The following is an 18288-nucleotide window of genomic DNA, read 5'->3' as shown; positions in this document are numbered from 1 at the left end:
GTGTAGCCAAAATTCGAGCTTTTTCATAAAGTCATTAGCAGCTTAAGTACAATAATACGGTTGGTCATTAATTCGTTTTTACAAGTTGCTAAATTCTTTAAAAATAGACTGCGTGCTTCGAATATAACGCTGAGCCTTCTGAAGTGAAAAACAAAAAAAGTCGTCCGCTTTCGCAGACGACTTTTTTATTATTTTGAAATAGTTCAGTTTGTGTTTCACCACAAACCTGAATCATATTATTTGCTAGCGATGAAGCTTACAAGGTCAATTACTTTGTTAGAATAACCCCACTCGTTGTCATACCAAGAAACTACTTTCAAGAAGGTATCAGAAAGTGAGATACCAGCACCTGCATCGAAGATAGAAGTTCTAGAATCGCCTAAGAAATCTGTAGAAACAACATCATCTTCAGTATATCCAAGAATACCTTTCATTGACGTCTCAGAAACTTCCTTCATTTTAGCACAAACTTCAGCGTAGGTAGCTGGGTTTTTCAATCTAACAGTTAAATCGACAACTGAAACATTTGGAGTTGGAACTCTGAATGCCATACCAGTCAATTTACCATTAAGCTCAGGAATCACTTTACCTACCGCTTTAGCAGCTCCAGTAGAGGAAGGGATAATGTTCTGACCTGCGCCACGTCCACCTCTCCAGTCCTTCGCAGAAGGCCCATCAACAGTTTTTTGAGTTGCAGTAGTCGCGTGAACTGTAGTCATCAAGCCTTCTTCAATTCCCCAGTTGTCATTCAATACTTTGGCGATAGGTGCCAAACAGTTTGTAGTACAAGAAGCATTAGAGACGAAAACCATGTCAGAAGTATAAGTATCCTCGTTAACGCCCATTACGAACATCGGCGTATCATCCTTAGATGGTGCAGACATTACTACTTTCTTTGCGCCAGCATCGATGTGACCCTGTGCAGTTTCCTTAGTCAAGAAAATACCAGTAGATTCGATTACATACTCAGCTCCTACTTCACCCCACTTAAGGTTAGCTGGGCTTTTCTCAGAAGTAACACGAATGCTATTTCCATTCACTACCAATGCACCGTCTTTTACCTCTACAGTACCTTTGAAGTTACCGTGAGTAGAGTCGTACTTAAGCATATATGCCATATAGTCCACATCGATCAAGTCATTGATCGCCACTACTTGGATATCTTCTCTTTCTTGTGCAACTCTGAACGCCAAACGTCCAATTCTACCGAATCCGTTTATTCCTACTTTAATTTTGCTCATGATTATTTTTGATTTTATTGTATAGGTTTGATTCTAAAAACTCCCTCATCAGGGTCTATACTGACCTAAAAACTCTGAGGGATGGCTAAGTTATTACAATTATTTGGCTAGCCCAAAATATCTGTTGAGCCACACGCATTCAATCGATTCCGAGGAAAAATAGTTTCTTAAAAATTCTGAAATAACTCATTTCACGTTGATTTTATCTATTTAGAGTGCTGGCTCAATCATTTTTTTTATTTTCGAAAATGCAATTCTCATAACTACGGGCTATATCCGCGAGGTACAAATTATCTCCAAGAAGGTTTAGGAAAAGTAAAAAAATGGAATTAATGGACCGAATTGATTCTATACTTTCTGAATTTAATTTTTTGAGAGATATTAAGCGTTTAAAAATTGATCCATTCAAAATTGCAAAATATCGACATTATTACTCACATTTTTATGAAGAGGACTTTCAATATCTATATAAAACTGACGACTTAATTGACGTTACTTTTGACTTGCGAAAGCTATTATATTGCTGGCTTCAATTCCACTCTTTCCTTCCTTTTTGGTCCAACCTCTTCAGAGTTGCCTTTCCCATCTCCTGTATCCTTAACCCACGGTTGCCCCGAGGGCTATTTAAAGGTTAGACGGCTTTGCCGTCTTTTTTAAACCCAATCTTGACTGGTGATCATCTTAACTTCACTGTTCATTACCATCCCCGAAGTCGCATGGAACTTCTACATCGGCGGCTACCAACCCGCCCAAAAATGGCTTAAAGACCGAAGGGAAGAATCTTAAATTTTGAAGATACTTTGCATTATCAAAAGATTATGAAGGCATTGACCGAGGCGGATAGGGTAATTAAGAAGATTGATGGAGTGAAAGTTCTATAAAGATTATAAGGCCATGGTCACATAAGTTATCTCAAAACATTGAACCAATAACTCCAACTTAAAAGAGGAAGACTATGAAGTTGAACATGAAATCCAGAAAAAAAATGTTCGAATCTGACACTCCACAAGAATGATCTTTCTTTAAACTACCAATCTATAAATGAAATCCCCAATCCTATTGTTGTTTGCCTATGATTATAATCAATCAAAGTCTCACCGTATCCATCAAAAATCTGTAAGTGACCCCTGAGGTTGTTTTTGATCGGAAATACGTAGTTGAACTGTGCCGAACCTCTGTTGGGATTGAAACTTAGGTTGTTTCTAGCAGTCACATACAAACTGTGATTTTTGACAGTATAGACTACAGTGGCCTCCCCTCTTCCGATAAAATCTGTGGCCAAAGGATTTTCATCCTCTTCATCAGGCAATCTGATCCAAGGTCTCAGTACAACCATCCACCTATCTCTTTCCAAGCCCATATGGAAAATTACCCTGTTCCAGCTTCTGGATCTGGGCAGGTCTCGTCCATTGGATTGATGATTTAAGGATACACCGACTGTCCGCCATTTGAAGCCTAACACATTGGCATTTAGGCCAAAATTCAGCATCAGTTCAGGCTCATAATTGAGTTCACGAAATGTACGCGAGAGTTCAGTATTGAATATCTGCCAATGCGCCACTTGTGTATAAGCAATCCACAGGTCTCCATGTCCCCAAAACAGAGACTGTAATACTTTGCTTTTGAAACTCAACTGAAACTTTGCCTCATAATTGTTGTAGGGACTGGCCACCGGAACAGAAAAATCAGGGTTTTCACTTTGAGGCTGAAAGTTGGGATTATTGGACCAGCGACCTGCAGTAATATAAAATGGTTTATAGTAGTTGAGCCTGAAAGTCCCCTTCTTGTCTGCCGAATCCAATTCCCATCTTTGGGAAAGTGTCTGAGAAATGATTTTTTTTTGGGGAGTGATAATTTCCTGCGCCTCTGTCTGGATGGCCGAGAATAATAAAAATAAATAAAATAGATATTTCATGTGTTTATAATTTGTCTTTTATGGCCACATGGAATTTCGCATTATTGATAATCATCCCAGTGTGTGTCGCTAGTGACATGCTCGATTTCATAAATTTTAAATTTTATCCCCCAAAAACTGCAATTCCATTTCGCTGAAGCACATAGCCTTTCCAGCTGATCAATTTATAGTCACTTCCTGCCCAATTTCCCTCATTGGTTTTTTTGATAACCTCAGTTGTCATGGTCGAAACAAAGAAAATCTCCGCTTGTGATTTGTCCTCGTTAAATAGGATATAAACAGGAGATCCTTGAGTAGTTGCACCGTCTTTAAGTGGATTCAACTTGATTTCAAGTTTGGATGGCTCGATGCAATCTCCGGTTAAACTGGACTTTATTCTGCCAAAATCAACAATACAGGAAGCAGCTAACAATTCGCAGTCAGTTGTAGTAAGTGTTATTGAGCCATCAAAAGTTAGGGATTCCGGGACCTTGAATTTGGCAGCATTACCTTTGGTTTCAATTTCTCCAAATCCTTCAATTAGCATCCCATCTTTTAGTAAAAAAATACTTTCGCGGGTGCTTTCTATTCCTTCTGAATGAAAAGTATAAGTCCCAGTCAATTTGTCCCCTATCAATAAACCAGAAAAAGAACCTTGGTTTCTATCTTTTCCAGAAAGGGAATAAATTAATTTGCCTGTAATTGGATTTGCTGCATGTTCTATTTGGAAAGCGATAATGCCAGCATTTCCTTCCATTTTATAACAAGATGCTAAAGCTTGGGATTTAAGATCCTCTTTAGTTTCTATTGATTCCTCTTTAGGGCTTTTACATGAGTAAAAAAATAGAAGAATGGAAAAGAAAATGAGCTGCTTTTTCATAGTTGATTATTTATTTCTCATCATGACAAGTCAATTTTGTTTAATATGTATATCCGCAATTGCACCAGTAAAAAGTCAAAAGCGACTTAATGAAAGGTAAACACTAGCATCGCTGGTACTTCGGTCACCCGTCATCGGTCTTCCAGCCAGTAAGGCAAAGAAAAAGAGGTCACTGGCATCATTATGCGGATAATCAGATTGTTTAAAATCGTCCTCTTATAAACAAATCAGTATTGATATCACCCAAAAGAGATGAATTATCAACAGCAATTCCAAAATGTAATGTTTCTCCAACTTGAGTTCCCAAAGTGATGATACTCCGCAATTCTTCGATTCTCAGCAAATACGAAATGTCTATTTTTTTGGAGAAATTTAAGTTTAAACCAACATCTGTTATCAGGGATCTTTCTTGGGATAGAAAAACTAAAGGAGCAATTCCGAATTTCTCTCCAAGGTAAAACTGAAAGGAAAGCAAAGTATTGAATTCCCTTTGGTTTTGGATGATTGGCTCACCTTCAATATTTACTGAATTTTTAAACAGGTTTTTTCCGGAAACAGCTAAAATCAAACCTTTCCATTGATATTGGATCCCGAGATCGAGATCCGGGGAAAAATAACTACCTCCGATGCTGGATTCAACATCCTGACTTATATTTTCTTCATTGATATTGTCAATATAAAAAGCCGCCCTTGCTCCAAATGTAATCCTGCTGTTTGAAGAAAACTCTTTTGTTTTAGCATATCCAGTATAAATTAAATTTCGGGTATAGAAAGAATAGGAATCATACACATACCCAATACTAATATGATTGTTGGCAGAAATACTTCCTAAATAATTAGCAAAAACATTGATTGGCTTATCATAGACAATATTATCCACCCATTTTTTCTGAAAGTAAAGAGAAATTTCTTGACTCTCCTCATTACTTTCCCAACCTAAAGCTGGATTATAAAAATTCAAATTTCCAAAATATATGCTAGGCCTGAAATCACCTTGACCCTGCGCTCGAAAGGCGAGGCAAATCAAAAATAAGAGTAGGATTTTTTTCATTTTAAAGCGTTAAAATCAATGATTGTATTCAAAACAAAATTGCCCACTTCAGTGTCGTGGTCGCCTCCTGGATAGCTATATAATTTGATATCTCCTCCTCTTTCTCTCAAACCATTAAATGCATCCACAGAATTAAAATACGGGACTATCCTGTCGGCGTCTCCATGGTGTAAAAAAACTTTTCCCAATGGCAGCCAATTGTCATGAGTTGAGTTGTCTTTTAAAACGTTAACCATCTCAATATCTTTTCCGCTGGTAATTCGATCCATAAAGAAAGGATTAAATACTTTTTCGGGTATTTTAGATGGTGCCAAAACAGCTGCGATCTGGCCAAAAACCGGATAGCTGAAGAGTTGATCTGTCGGTCTATTAAGTAGAACTGAAAATTTATTGACAACGTAAACTGTCCAGGTGTAAAGTCCAATATATTCTGCTTGCTTTTCCCTGTTTACAAAAACAAAATTGACGAATTCATAAAAATTATAAGGTCCTGAGAGATTTGAACTTGCCACCACTTCGAATTCATCGCTAAATTCTCTTTCCAAATTCTTATGAGCAGATAAACTTGCTCCAGCACCCTGAGACCAACCTGCCAAAAAGACCCTTTTTTCCGGTTGATAGCCTTTTTCTTCCAAAACATTTCTTGCCGCCCTTATTCCATCTATTATAGAATGAAACAACTCCGGATAATAAACATAAGGATGCTCATATTCACGACTTTTCCCATATCCGATATAATCAGGCATAAACAATGCATAGCCATTGGAAGCGAGGGCGAGACCTATATTCCTAACCTCAACAAAATCATTGCTTCCTCCTCTATAATTGGATGGAATGTTATTGTTTACTACAGAAACATCTAGTGGGAAAAGGGTGCCATGAGTATAATTTATTAGGGGAGGCTCAGCAATATCATCTGGCAGTATCATCAAGCCAAATGCATCGACCGGTTCACCCATATATTCGGTCACATAACTGACAGCATAATAAGTCACATTATGAAGAGCAATATCTTTAGCATCAAAGTCCTCTACCCTTTCTACTATCTGTGCTGCTGTAAGCTTTCCAATTTCTTTGACCTCTATAGCACTTCCTCTTGGTAAAGATGATGGCTCATTGATGTCCTGCTCACAACCAAAAATAAAGACGAAAACAATAATCAGATAAAAATTAACCAAAGATTTTTCTTTCATGGCACTGAATTTTTGGAATTAGGGGGAGGAAGGAACTTATAATTAAAATTTATCTTAATACATCAACATGAAAAAACAACAAAGTAAATCTATTATTTAAAAAAATATAAAAATGACTTTTTGAAATTTACTTATGAATTGCCCGGATGATGGACACTCGGTGTAATCCGCCATCGGGAGTAATTCTATTTCTCAAAATTTCAAATGTTGATATGTACCTCGCGTAACTGATCAAAAAAAAGCCATCCCATTTACTCAGGATGGCTTCTATAGTTTTAAAACAGTATTACACCAAGGTCATCAACACATCATTTAACGTACCACTTGGTCGCATCGCCTGAGAAGCCAAAGCTCCATCTGGTCTGAAATAACCTCCTATATTTAGCGCTACTCCTTGTGAAGTATTCAATTCATGGACAATTACTTGTTCGTTAGCTTCTAAAGCAGTTGCCAGTGTTGAGAATTTAGCCTTCAATTCTGCATCCTTATTTTGCGCAGCAAGAGCTTCTGCCCAATATAATGCGATGTAGAAATGGCTTCCTCTGTTGTCCAACTTTCCGACAACTCGTGCTGGAGACTTATCGTTCTCTAGCCATTTGCCAGTGGCCTGATCAAGCGTTTCTGCAAGTAGTAATGCTTTGTCATTATGGAAAGTTTGTCCCAAATGCTCCAAGGAAACTGCCAAGGCAAGAAACTCGCCTAAGGAATCCCAACGTAAGTGACCTTCTTCTACAAACTGCTCAACGTGCTTAGGTGCAGATCCACCAGCTCCGGTCTCAAACAATCCTCCACCATTCATCAATGGAACAATAGAAAGCATTTTAGCAGAAGTACCCAATTCTAAAATCGGAAATAAATCTGTAAGGTAATCTCTAAGCACATTTCCTGTGACAGAGATGGTATCCATACCTTCTTTTATTCGTGCCAAAGAAAGATTAGTAGCTTCAATTGGAGAAAGGATAGAAATTTCCAATCCAGTCTGATCGTGATCAAGCAAATAGGTATTTACTTTTTTGATCAATTCTCTATCATGAGCACGCTGTGGATCTAACCAGAAAATAGCAGGTGTTCCAGAAAGTCTAGCTCTTGTCACCGCTAGCTTCACCCAATCCTGAATCGGTGCATCTTTTGTCTGGCACATTCTCCAGATATCTCCAGCTTCTACAGCGTGTGAGAAGATCTCCACTCCATTTATATCTAGTACTTTCACAGCTCCAGCATAAGGAACTTCGAATGTTTTATCGTGAGAGCCATACTCCTCAGCTTTTTGCGCCATCAAGCCTACATTCGGAACAGATCCCATGGTTGAAGGATTGAATGCGCCATGTGCCTTACAGAAGTTGATTGTAGCTTCATAAACGCCAGCATAAGATCTATCTGGAATAATCGCTTTAGTATCCTGCAGTTTGCCGGCCTTGTTCCACATCTGACCGGAAGTTCTGATCATCGCTGGCATAGATGCATCGATGATCACATCACTTGGCACGTGTAGATTGGTGATTCCCTTATCTGAATTCACCATAGCCAAGTCTGGGCTATCGGCAAGACAAGCAGCTATATCCGCTTCTACTTCAGTTCTCTGTGGAATGGACAGCTTATCTAAGTTGGCGATTAGATCTCCAAATCCGTTGTTTACATCAATTCCTACTTCATTGAACGTAGCAATATGCTTCGCAAATACTGGCTCGAAAAACACTTTCACAGCATGGCCAAAAATGATAGGATCAGACACCTTCATCATGGTCGCTTTCATGTGAATAGAAAATAGCACGCCTTGCATTTTGGCTTCAGCTTTCGCTTTTCTCAAAAATGCAGTCAAAGCAGAAATGCTCAACGTAGAAGCATCGATTACTTCACCCGCAAGAATCTTCAAGCCAGACTTTAGAATCTCTTTCTGTCCATCAGCTCCATGTAGCTCTATAGAGACTACCGTCTCATGAGCCATCGTATGTGACTTTTCGCTTCCGTAAAAATCACCTTCAGTCATGCTGTCCACGTGAGTTTTAGACTCAGCAGACCATTTGCCCATAGAGTGTGGATGCTTTCTGGCATACTCTTTCACCGCAAGTGGCGCTCTACGGTCAGAGTTACCTTCACGAAGTACAGGGTTCACCGCAGAACCTTTGATTTTATCGTATTTACCTTTTACAGTTTTTTCTTCGTCAGTTTTTGGCTCCTCTGGATAATCAGGAAGCGCATATCCCTGCGATTGAAGCTCCTTGATCGCAGCTTTAAGTTGCGGAACAGATGCAGAGATATTTGGAAGTTTAACAATGTTGGCTTCTGGAGTTTTAGCGATATTCCCAAGCTCTGCCAAAGTATCTGGCAACTGCTGCTCGGGAGTTAAATACTCAGAGAAGTTTGAAATAATTCTACCAGAAAGCGAGATATCACGCGTTTCCACGGACACTCCGGCGGATTTAGTGAATGCTTCTACAATTGGCAAAAGGGAATACGTTGCCAAAGCTGGTGCTTCATCGGTCAGCGTATAAAGGATTTTTGGAGTTTGGTTACTCATGGTTATAAGTTTTCAAAAAGGCTAGTTATACCCCGAATCTTCAGTTGACCGTTCTTAGGTCATATCCATTTCCTTTACTAAATGAATTGGAAAAAGAGGTTCAGGGTCTTAAAATATCGGGGCTAAAATACGGAAAATATCCTTGTTTCAAATTCCACTCGCGTAAAGTGCTGAGTCTCTGAAAAAAGGATTGTTTTACCTGGAAATACCCGCATTTACAAATTGATTACTATTCCCGATTTTGCAGACCGAAGACGGGAGACCGAAGACCGAAGTGGCATCTAAGTAAGTGTATGCAATATTTAAGATGTTTTCTTTTTTCCGGTTGAGAAAAAGAACCTAGATATTATTGGTTATATCACGAATTTAATGGTGTTGACACTTGTTTGTTTTAGGATAACCGTTACCGGAGGTTAGTATCCGGATGGCTGAGCCGTTCGGGATTTTCGGTTTTGGGCTGGTTTGCAAACCGTCAAGAAAATGACTTAGCTCCCGAGGTACGAGAGGACAAGTCGTAAAGAAAATACCCATAGGCATTTTTTGACTTAGGCCAGGCTGTGGGAGGGAGTCACTTTTAGGTGCGCAAGGCAGCACAAAATTCCGCTGTCACATCATTTCAACTTAAAACAAAAGCTGCCTGCGGAAATCGAGCATGACCAGAACGTCACACGCTGTGATGATTACTAAACATGCGAGATTCCATATGGCAATTGAAAAACAAATTACAAACACATGAAAGAAAAGACCGCGGCTCGGTTTTTTTTGCCTGCCCGCCTGTGTGCGGGGTTACTTTTTGGCCGCCAAAAAGTGACAAAGATAAACTTGTAGAAATTGGCTATATGCGCTCGGAAAGTTGAAACTTCGATTAAGTAAAATAGGAATATACCTGTCTATACTTATAGAGTTTTAATATAATACTCTTTTTGCTTCTACACTAAAGTCAAAGTAGAACCGTCTTATTTGACAATAAAGTCATCTGAATCCATCCAAGCTGGGAATTTCTCGCGATAAGAATCAAGCGCTTCCGCATCCAAAGTCAATGAAGAGATCTTATCGCTTTCACCCAAAAACTCGAGCTGAGTTCCTTTAAAATCGTATGCGGCCGAATGTCCATTATACTTTACACCATTCCCGTCCTCTTCTATCCGATTCACTCCTATGGAATACGCCAAATTCTCAATTGCACGAGCTGGCAAAAGTGCATCCCAAGCCGAAACTCTCGCAGCAGGCCATGAAGCCACATAAAAAATCAGATCGTAAGCCAGTTGTCCATCCACCAATCTATTTCTAGACCAGATAGGAAAGCGGAGATCATAACACACTTGTGGGCAAATCTTCCAACCATTGAGCTCAAAAATCGGCAATCTATCTCCTGCGGAAAATGATTGATCCTCATCCGCCATTCGGAAAAGATGTCTCTTGTCATAATGTTGGATAGATCCATCTGGGCTCACCCAAAGCAAGCGATTGTAATATTTTCCATCCACTTTGATGATCGCACTCCCGGTGATCGTAGCCTGTTTTTGTGCTGCCATCTGCTTCATCCATTTACAGATAGTCAGATTCATCGGCTCCGCAAGTTCAGCTGCATCCATGCTAAATCCTGTCGGAAACATCTCTGGCAAAATGATCAAATCCACACCTTTTTCTATCTCCCACAGCTTCTCCTCCAACATCGCCAAATTTGCCACTTTATCTTTCCAATAAAGTTGCGTCTGTACGAGTGCGATGGTGAGTTGGGGAGATTTAATCATTTCAGCGGGTAGATCATTCGGTAATCAGTAGAAACTTTACCCTTGCTGACATCGATCAGCTTGGATTTTACAAGACGTTTTTTCAGGCCTTTTAAGTAATCTATAAATAGAATCCCTTCTAAGTGATCGAATTCATGCTGAATCACACGAGCGGTCATTCCAGAGAACTCTTCCTCTTTCAGATTCCAGTTTTCATCGTAATACTCGATAGTCAAGGTATCTGGACGCGTGATATCTGCATGAATATCAGGAATACTCAAGCATCCTTCCTCAAAGCTGTAATCATCTCCATATTCCTCCAAAATAATCGGATTAATAAACGCTCTTCGAATACCAACTTCCGTGTCATCTTCATCCAGCATCAAGGTGCTGTCGATCACAAAAAGGCTTATTCCTTGGTTGATTTGAGGAGCCGCTAGACCTACGCCCTTGGCATTGTCCATCGTGGCATACATGCTCTTAATAAGCTCATCGAGCTCGGTTCCTTCGGTAATTTCCTCGGCTACTTTCTTCAAAATAGGGCTACCGTAAGCAACTATTGGGTAAATCATTGTTTCTCTAAATAGGATTGTAATATAATCGCCGCGCTTACCTTATCCAGATTACCGGCCTTTTCTTTTCTGTCTTTCTTTTTACTTCCCATGGTGATCATACTCTGCATGGCCATCTTCGAGGTGAACCGTTCATCGACGAGTTCTATTTTTTTATCTGGAAAAGCTTTTGAAAGTCTGTCCTTCATGGTAATCACTTTGGGCGTCATCTCATTATCCTGACCATTCAAACGAGTCGGATATCCAAGGACTAACGTATCTACTTCCTCTTTGTCACAATACTTCTTCAGGTAATCGAGCAAGGTGGAAGTTTCTATGGTCTCCAATGGATTAGCCAACATTTTCAAAGTATCGGTAACGGCCAGGCCAGTTCTTTTGGTTCCCAAATCAATCGCTAGTATTCTTGGCATCAGTTCTTTCTAGATATCTTATGAAATTGGCGCAAAGCCTCTCTCTCCAGCTCAACAGCTTTGGGAAAAAGAAGTTCATCTTCGATTTTTGCATGGATTCGGAGCTCTTGTTCGAAGTTTTGCAGTTCGTGATAAAGAACTTTCATGGTGAGCGGCGCTTCTGCATCTAACGAGTAATCAGCCGTCAAATTTCTGATTCCTTCCATTTCATCGTCGTGTATCTCATGTTGATCTGCCAACTTATGGATGGGGTCTCTTTCTAAAATAGTAATTGCATCAATAAGAGAAAATCTATTTTCCTCAATATCCTGAAGCAATTCGATTCTCTTAAATAGTCTGCTTTCTTCCTCGTGAATATGATGGATAAAATCCTCCACAAATAATGGGAACATAATCCGAAGATCTGCCATCAGGGACGCGAACTTAGGCTCTGGATCTATCCCTGAGATGATATTGGAGAGAAAAGGCAATTCCTGCCGCACAAAATAGTAATGTTTCTTTTTCAAATACGCCACCAAAACTTCAATGGGGTTCAGGTACAACTCCTCATTGGATGGCTCCTTCCTATGCGCCCATGATTCCAATTCGGTAATAAGCTGGCTAGCATTCACTTTATGCTTTTTACAAACCTCCACAAGTGATTGTGTGGGGTATTGATAAAAGCTGATTCCGAAATAATGAAGCACCGATGCAAAGACATAGTTTTCAGAAACTAAGTCCCCCACTAGAGCCTTTTCAAAATCATCCGCAGTTCGCATGTTGCAAAAATAATTTTTTTTAACAGAAAAAAGGGGAATAAATTGAGCCATTATACCTTCCCCTCGTATAAACATTTGTTAGCTTTATCAAAAGACTAGTCTAAAAGAGGGCATTTTTGGGTAAGTTAGAACAACATTAAGAACATATAACCAACTGAAAGAGAAAGTCGTGAGCGAGACAAAAAATACAAAATCCCAAATTCGTCTGCCTATTATTTTGGCATTGGCTATTTCCGCAGGTATCTGGATTGGGGCAACTTTTGCAGAACCCAAGGGAAATCAAAATGACCTTAGAGCTGCACTTTACAGGCTGCAGGAGATCATGACCTATGTCGATAGAGACTATGTGGACAGTGTGAATTCTGGAGAATTAATAGAATATGGCATTACAAAAATGCTTGAGCATCTTGATCCACACACGAGTTATATTCCTGCTAGGGATGCATCCATAGTACAATCTCAACTTGATGGAGAATTTGATGGCATTGGAGTGGAATTCGGTATCATTCGAGACACTATTTATGTCGTGGCACCACTTACTGGTGGCCCTTCAGAAGCACTTGGGATCCAATCCGGAGATCAAATCATCCGTGTAGATGGTGAAACCATGGCTGGCGTGGGCGTAACCAATCGAGACGTATTCGAAAAACTGCGAGGTCCAAAAGGATCTGTAGTCGTAGTGGATATGAAGCGAAAAAACCAAAAGGACCTGATTGAATTTAAGATCACTCGTGATAAGATCCCGCAATACAGCATCAACGCGTCTTATATGGTGGACAACGAAATCGGTTACATTAAAGTGACCAGATTTGCTGCGACTACTTATGAAGAATTTAAAGAGTCAATCGCTGATCTTCAAAGCAAAGGCATGAAGAAATTGGTCATTGACCTTCAAGGAAATCCTGGTGGATATATGGGCGCAGCCATCTACATGGCTGATGAGCTTTTGGGTCAAAAGGCAATCATAGTATCTCAAGAAGGAAAAGTAGAACAATACAATCAAGTAGTCACTGCTTTCAGGCCTGGTATGTTTGAAACTGGACCTGTAATCATCCTTGTAAATGAAGGATCTGCATCAGCATCTGAAATTTTAGCAGGGGCTATTCAGGACAATGATCGCGGTCTGATCGTAGGAAGAAGATCCTTCGGAAAAGGCCTCGTTCAAATGCCAATAGACTTGTCTGATGGTGCTGAGTTAAGATTGACAATAGCGAGATACTACACTCCTTCCGGCAGATCTATACAGAAACCTTATGGAGCAGAATTTGAAGCTTATGAAAACGACTATATGAATCGCTTTAAGCATGGAGAGTTTTTCTCTGCGGATAGTATTACGTTCAATGACAGCTTAAAATACGAAACTGTTAAAGGCCGCACAGTTTATGGTGGTGGAGGAATTATGCCAGACTACTTTGTGCCATGGGATACTACGATGTCTTCAGCTTATGTGAACAGACTTTTCAACTCTGACACACCAAGGGAATACTTACTTGAATTTGTGTCTGAAAACAAGTCCAAATTCAATAATATGACCATAGATCAATACTATGCTGATTATACAATAAGTGATGCGATGCTAGACGAACTAGTAGAATTTGGCAAAAAAAATAAGGTAGAGTTTAATGCAAAGGACTTTAACAAAGCTAAAGAGTACCTCAAAATATTGGTGAAGGCTCACCTGGCAAGACAAATCTATGACGATAGTGCTTTCTATAAAGTGGTCAATGACATCAATGAAGTTTATCAGCAAGCCATAAAACTATTTGGTGAAGCTGAAAAAATAGCTTCTGCTACTGACCTGCGAAAAGCTGCCGAAGAAGAAGAATAAAATTAGTTTTACTTATCAGAAGTAATATCTGAAAGCATCCGCCACGACGGATGCTTTCTTTTTTTTTATACATATTTACTTTCAATCTACCCTCAAATGAGCTAACATTAAGCCCAATAAACAAACCTTAAACCCATGAAAACCTTATTAACCATATTACTAGTAGGAATTACCATGAGCACTTTTGCCCAAATCAAAGTAAATCATATTGCTGTCCACGTGAGTAACCTGAATTCCAGCAAGGAATTCTATCAGAAAATAGTGGGACTAGAGGAGATCGAAGAACCATTTAAAGACAACCTTCATGCATGGTATGACATCGGAGGAGGAGCTGCACTTCATATCATCGAAGCTGCAAATGTTCCTACACAAATCTCAAAAGTGAATCACCTTTGCTTCAGCATGAAAGACATGGATTCATTTATCAAAACCCTCGAAAACACAGATTACCCTTATGAAAGCTGGGTAGGAGAAAAAGGAAAAATAACGGTCAGAGTAGATGGAATCCGTCAAATATATATCCAAGATCCAGATGGGATGTGGCTAGAAATCAATGATGATTATTGATTTTTTACAAAAAAAAACATTTTAAAGCCTGGACTCAAATCCAGGCTTTTTTTTTCGAAGACCTGACTTTCAAAAAGGGCCAAATTTGAATCCTTTTTGAAAAAGCTGAAAATCTAAATTTTGCTGATTAATAAACCGTAATATTCTGCAGTGGATTTCACACTTAAACTTCACATACTTTTTGCTAGAATAGTGTTGGCTAAGCCAAAAAAACTCTTAAAATTAATTTAAAAAACACAGCTATCTCACCGATTCATTTAAGCAGCAACACAACCTCTGCTAGAGATTGTAATTGATATTACCGCATTTTTATTTTTCAGGTTTTTAATATAACAAATTGAAAACCTCGTTTCTCGGCCATCCTTTCTCGACTTGGATACTTTTGTGCCTTGATGTCAACATAGCCTGAACACGCAGCCATATGTACTGACTATCAAATAATTAAAATTATTCTCAAATTTTAAAACCAAAAAATGAAGAAGACTTTTACAGTTTTTGCTTGGCTGATGCTACTCCTCCCTACAGTATTGTGGGCGCAGGTACAAGTCACAGGAAAAGTATCAGACCCGACGGGAGAAGGACTCCCAGGCGTGACAGTATTGGTGAAAGGAACCAATAAAGGAACCATTGCCGATTTTGAAGGCAACTATAACATCATGGCAGAAGAAAGCTCCATACTGGTGTACAGTTTCATAGGATTTGAAGCTCAAGAAGAGGCTATCAGCGGAAGAAGTATTATCAACATTACATTGGCAGATGATAGCAAGGCTTTGGACGAAGTGGTCGTGACCGCGATCGGGATCAAGCAGCAAAAAAAGAAATTGGGCTATGCAACCCAAGAAGTGCCAATGGATGTAATAGCAGAAGCATCGACCTTGAATCTTGGAAATGCACTTTCCGGTCAAATTGCCGGATTGACAGTCAACAATCCAACTGGAATGTTTCAGTCACCCTCTTTTAGCTTGCGAGGCAAAACTCCCCTTATTGTCTTGGATGGGGTTCCTGTGGAAACTGACTTTTTTGACATTTCTCCAGAAAATATTGAGAGCATCAACGTCCTCAAAGGAGGTTCTGCATCTGCGCTTTATGGTGCAAGAGGGAAAAACGGTGCGATTTTGATCACGAGAAAAAATGCCAAAAATGAGGGCTTAACCGTGACTGCCACGACCAATAATATGGTGACGGCAGGATTTACAGTCTTTCCTGAAACGCAGACAGCATATGGTAATGGCTCGAATGGAAAATATGAATTCTGGGATGGTGCCGATGGCGGTATTTCGGATGGAGATATGATCTGGGGACCAAAGTTTGAACCAGGCGTGCTAGTTCCTCAGTGGAATAGCCCAATCAGAAATAAAAACACGGGAGAGGTAGTAGAATGGTACGGAAGTGTCACAGGAACAGTCTATGACGACAAGTCTACCTATGAGCGAGTGCCGACCGAATGGAAACGTCATGATAATTTGAATGATTTCATGAGGACTGGAGTAGTCACTAAAAACGATATTTCTATCGCATATCAGGGTGAAAAAGCTCAGTTGATGTTCTCGGCTAACTACGCCTACCAGCAAGGTCAAGTACCTAACACCTCTGTAAATACCGGTGGATTCAACTTCAACTCCTCTTTTAAACTCAGCGAAAAACTTCAGTTGGATGCAACCTTAGGTTACAATAAAGTATACTCTCCTAACTATCCACGCTATGGATACGGTCCAAAAAATCACATGTACACGATCCTTATCTGGATGGGCGATGATGTAAATGGACAGGATTTGAGAGACCATATGTATGTACCGGGACTCGAAGGTTATAGACAAGCAAACTATAACTATGCATGGTACAACAATGTCTATTTCGCAGCAAATGAGCTTAACCAGGTGCATAACAGGAATGTAATGGACGGTAAGCTGAAACTGAAATATCAAATCATGCCTAACCTGTACGTACAGGGCAGAATCTCTGCTAGACAAAGGACATTATTTGAAGACATGCAAAGTCCTAAGTCATACATGAACTACGGAGACTCTAGAAATGGGGATTACAAGTTTTGGAATGACGATCAGCTAAATCTCGATACTGACTTCTTGGCGGCCTACAACAAAGACTTCAATGAAAAAATCGGATTGACGGTCAATGCAGGTGCTTCCAGTTTTTACAGAAGCTACAAGCAAGCCTATTCTTCCTCAGATGGATTGATCGTGCCTTATGTCTATAGCTTAAACAATACTCAAGGACCGGTACAAGCTTCCAATTACCTGGAGGAAAAAGAAATTCGAAGTGTATATGGTTCCATGGGCGTTGATCTTTGGCAATCCATTTTCCTTAATGTAACTGCAAGAAATGACTGGTCTTCGACTTTGCCTAAAGCAAACAATTCCTATTTCTACCCTTCAGCATCTATCAGTGCGATTGTTTCTGAGTTTATGAACTTGCCAAAAGCGATAGACTTCATCAAAGTATATGGTTCATGGTCTGAGGTATCAAGTGATTTGAGCCCATACAGTATCTACTCTGCTTACAACAAAGAGGTGACTTACGGATCGACTCCTTCAGTTAGTTACCCATCTAGCTTGGTGAATTCGGAGATAATGCCTCAGAAGTCCACGACTTTTGAAGCAGGTTTATCTACTTCATTTGCTAAGAAACGACTGACCTTAGAAGGTACTTACTATAGAATTCTGGACGAAAATCAGATAATTGATCTAAGCATTTCTGAAGCTTCAGGATATTCTTCCAGAAAAGTAAACGGCAATGAATACACCACCAATGGATTTGAATTGATGATGAATTATGCTGCGATTCAGAAGGACAAATTCTCTTGGAACATCGGCGCAAACTGGACGAAATTTGAACGAAAAATCACTGGTATTTATGGTGATGAAGACAATTTTGGAAACCTAAGAGTGGGTGATAGAGCAGATAGCTACTATGCCACTGTTTGGCAGAAAAATGCTGATAGACAAGTGATTCTAGATGCCAACACTGGTCTTCCTACTAGAGATCCTTTCCTAACAAAAATTGGTCATTTGGACCCATCATGGAGATTTGGTATCCAAAACCAGTTCAACTTCAACAAGTTCAGAATAGCAATGGACGTAGATGGCGCTTGGGGCGGACTGATCAGATCATTGACTATTGAGAAAATGTGGTGGGGCGGAAAGCATCCTAACTCAACTCAATACAGAGATGAAGAATATGCAACTGGCAAACCTGTATACGTACCAGAAGGCGTCGTAGTGACCGGTGGTGAGCTGGTAAGAGATGTAGATGGAAACGTACTCTCTGACACTAGAGAATATACTCCAAACACAACTGCAGTGACCTGGCAGACTTGGTCGCAAACCTATCCTTATAGAGCACAAGTGACCGAAGATGAGAACAAGACTTTTGCGAATGTGTACGACCGCTCCTACCTGAAGTTGAGAAGACTATCCGTGACGTATGACCTGATGAACATCATGCAGTCCAAAAAAATCAAAAATCTTGATTTGACTCTTTACGGTTACAACCTATTCGTACTGAAAAAACTGCCTTACCTAGATCCTGATTTTGGCAATGACAACAACCTTCAGGATCCATCCTCACGCTATGTAGGCATGACCTTGAAGGCCGTATTTTAATTGATTTTCAGTCAGACAAACAT

Annotated in this window: 15 protein-coding genes; 5 read left to right on the top strand and 10 right to left on the bottom strand. The window is 39.8% G+C overall.

Annotation, left to right across the window (positions count from 1 at the left end):
- Nucleotides 1–236 precede the first annotated feature (236 nt).
- Entirely contained in the window at nt 237–1241 is a 1005-nt protein-coding gene (gene gap / locus BVH02_RS20080) for a type I glyceraldehyde-3-phosphate dehydrogenase (RefSeq protein WP_086503261.1), read from the bottom strand.
- Nucleotides 1242–1513: 272 nt separating this feature from the next.
- Here gap and BVH02_RS22090 point away from each other — a divergent pair, with 272 nt between their 5' ends.
- Both BVH02_RS22090 and BVH02_RS21835 read left to right on the top strand, forming a co-directional pair.
- Nucleotides 1514–1876, top strand: a complete 363-nt coding sequence (locus BVH02_RS22090) for a HEPN domain-containing protein (protein WP_394363997.1) — start codon at nt 1514–1516, stop codon at nt 1874–1876.
- 37 nt (nt 1877–1913) lie between these two features.
- Complete coding sequence (locus tag BVH02_RS21835; RefSeq protein WP_223271933.1) at nt 1914–2027, top strand: type ISP restriction/modification enzyme; 114 nt, start codon at nt 1914–1916, stop codon at nt 2025–2027.
- A gap of 241 nt (nt 2028–2268) precedes the next feature.
- On the opposite strand, the gene BVH02_RS20075 is transcribed toward BVH02_RS21835, so the two are convergent.
- The 9 genes from BVH02_RS20075 to BVH02_RS20035 all read right to left on the bottom strand — a co-directional run bounded on the left by BVH02_RS20075 (nt 2269) and on the right by BVH02_RS20035 (nt 12250).
- Entirely contained in the window at nt 2269–3156 is an 888-nt protein-coding gene (locus BVH02_RS20075) for a phospholipase A (protein ID WP_086503260.1), read from the bottom strand.
- A gap of 103 nt (nt 3157–3259) precedes the next feature.
- Nucleotides 3260–4015, bottom strand: coding sequence for a hypothetical protein (locus BVH02_RS20070; protein WP_086503259.1), 756 nt, complete (start codon nt 4013–4015; stop codon nt 3260–3262).
- A 202-nt stretch (nt 4016–4217) separates the two neighbouring features.
- Nucleotides 4218–5066 carry a type IX secretion system membrane protein PorP/SprF gene (locus tag BVH02_RS20065; protein ID WP_086503258.1) on the bottom strand — a complete coding sequence of 283 codons (849 nt, stop codon included), beginning with the start codon at nt 5064–5066 and terminating at the stop codon, nt 4218–4220.
- Complete coding sequence (locus BVH02_RS20060) at nt 5063–6259, bottom strand: alpha/beta hydrolase family protein (protein WP_086503257.1); 1197 nt, start codon at nt 6257–6259, stop codon at nt 5063–5065. The genes BVH02_RS20065 and BVH02_RS20060 overlap by 4 nt, the downstream gene beginning before the upstream one ends.
- 286 nt (nt 6260–6545) lie before the next feature.
- Nucleotides 6546–8777, bottom strand: coding sequence for an NADP-dependent isocitrate dehydrogenase (locus tag BVH02_RS20055; RefSeq protein WP_086503256.1), 2232 nt, complete (start codon nt 8775–8777; stop codon nt 6546–6548).
- A gap of 956 nt (nt 8778–9733) precedes the next feature.
- The gene (locus tag BVH02_RS20050) at nt 9734–10531 is read right to left on the bottom strand and encodes an amidohydrolase (protein ID WP_086503255.1); all 798 of its coding nucleotides are present in this window, start codon (nt 10529–10531) and stop codon (nt 9734–9736) included.
- Nucleotides 10528–11082 carry a peptide deformylase gene (gene def / locus BVH02_RS20045; protein WP_086503254.1) on the bottom strand — a complete coding sequence of 185 codons (555 nt, stop codon included), beginning with the start codon at nt 11080–11082 and terminating at the stop codon, nt 10528–10530. The genes BVH02_RS20050 and def overlap by 4 nt, the downstream gene beginning before the upstream one ends.
- On the bottom strand, nt 11079–11492 hold the full coding sequence (gene ruvX, locus BVH02_RS20040) for a Holliday junction resolvase RuvX (RefSeq protein WP_086503253.1): 414 nt from the start codon (nt 11490–11492) through the stop codon (nt 11079–11081). Before ruvX ends, def begins: the two co-directional genes overlap by 4 nt.
- The gene (locus tag BVH02_RS20035; RefSeq protein WP_086503262.1) at nt 11492–12250 is read right to left on the bottom strand and encodes a hemerythrin domain-containing protein; all 759 of its coding nucleotides are present in this window, start codon (nt 12248–12250) and stop codon (nt 11492–11494) included. Before BVH02_RS20035 ends, ruvX begins: the two co-directional genes overlap by 1 nt.
- Before the next feature lie 169 nt (nt 12251–12419).
- Between BVH02_RS20035 and BVH02_RS20030 the strand changes: the two genes are divergently transcribed.
- The 3 genes from BVH02_RS20030 (at nt 12420) to BVH02_RS20020 (ending at nt 18265) form a co-directional block, all read left to right on the top strand.
- Entirely contained in the window at nt 12420–14078 is a 1659-nt protein-coding gene (locus BVH02_RS20030) for a S41 family peptidase (RefSeq protein WP_086503252.1), read from the top strand.
- Nucleotides 14079–14213: 135 nt separating this feature from the next.
- Nucleotides 14214–14645, top strand: a complete 432-nt coding sequence (locus tag BVH02_RS20025) for a VOC family protein (RefSeq protein ID WP_223271932.1) — start codon at nt 14214–14216, stop codon at nt 14643–14645.
- Between the two features lie 473 nt (nt 14646–15118).
- Nucleotides 15119–18265 (top strand): SusC/RagA family TonB-linked outer membrane protein, encoded by a 3147-nt coding sequence (locus BVH02_RS20020; protein WP_086503250.1) that lies wholly within the window; start codon nt 15119–15121, stop codon nt 18263–18265.
- Nucleotides 18266–18288 lie beyond the last annotated feature (23 nt).

This window comes from Algoriphagus ratkowskyi, assembly GCF_002150505.1.
Classification (GTDB): domain Bacteria; phylum Bacteroidota; class Bacteroidia; order Cytophagales; family Cyclobacteriaceae; genus Algoriphagus; species Algoriphagus ratkowskyi.
This window is presented reverse-complemented; position numbering and strand designations above follow the sequence as displayed.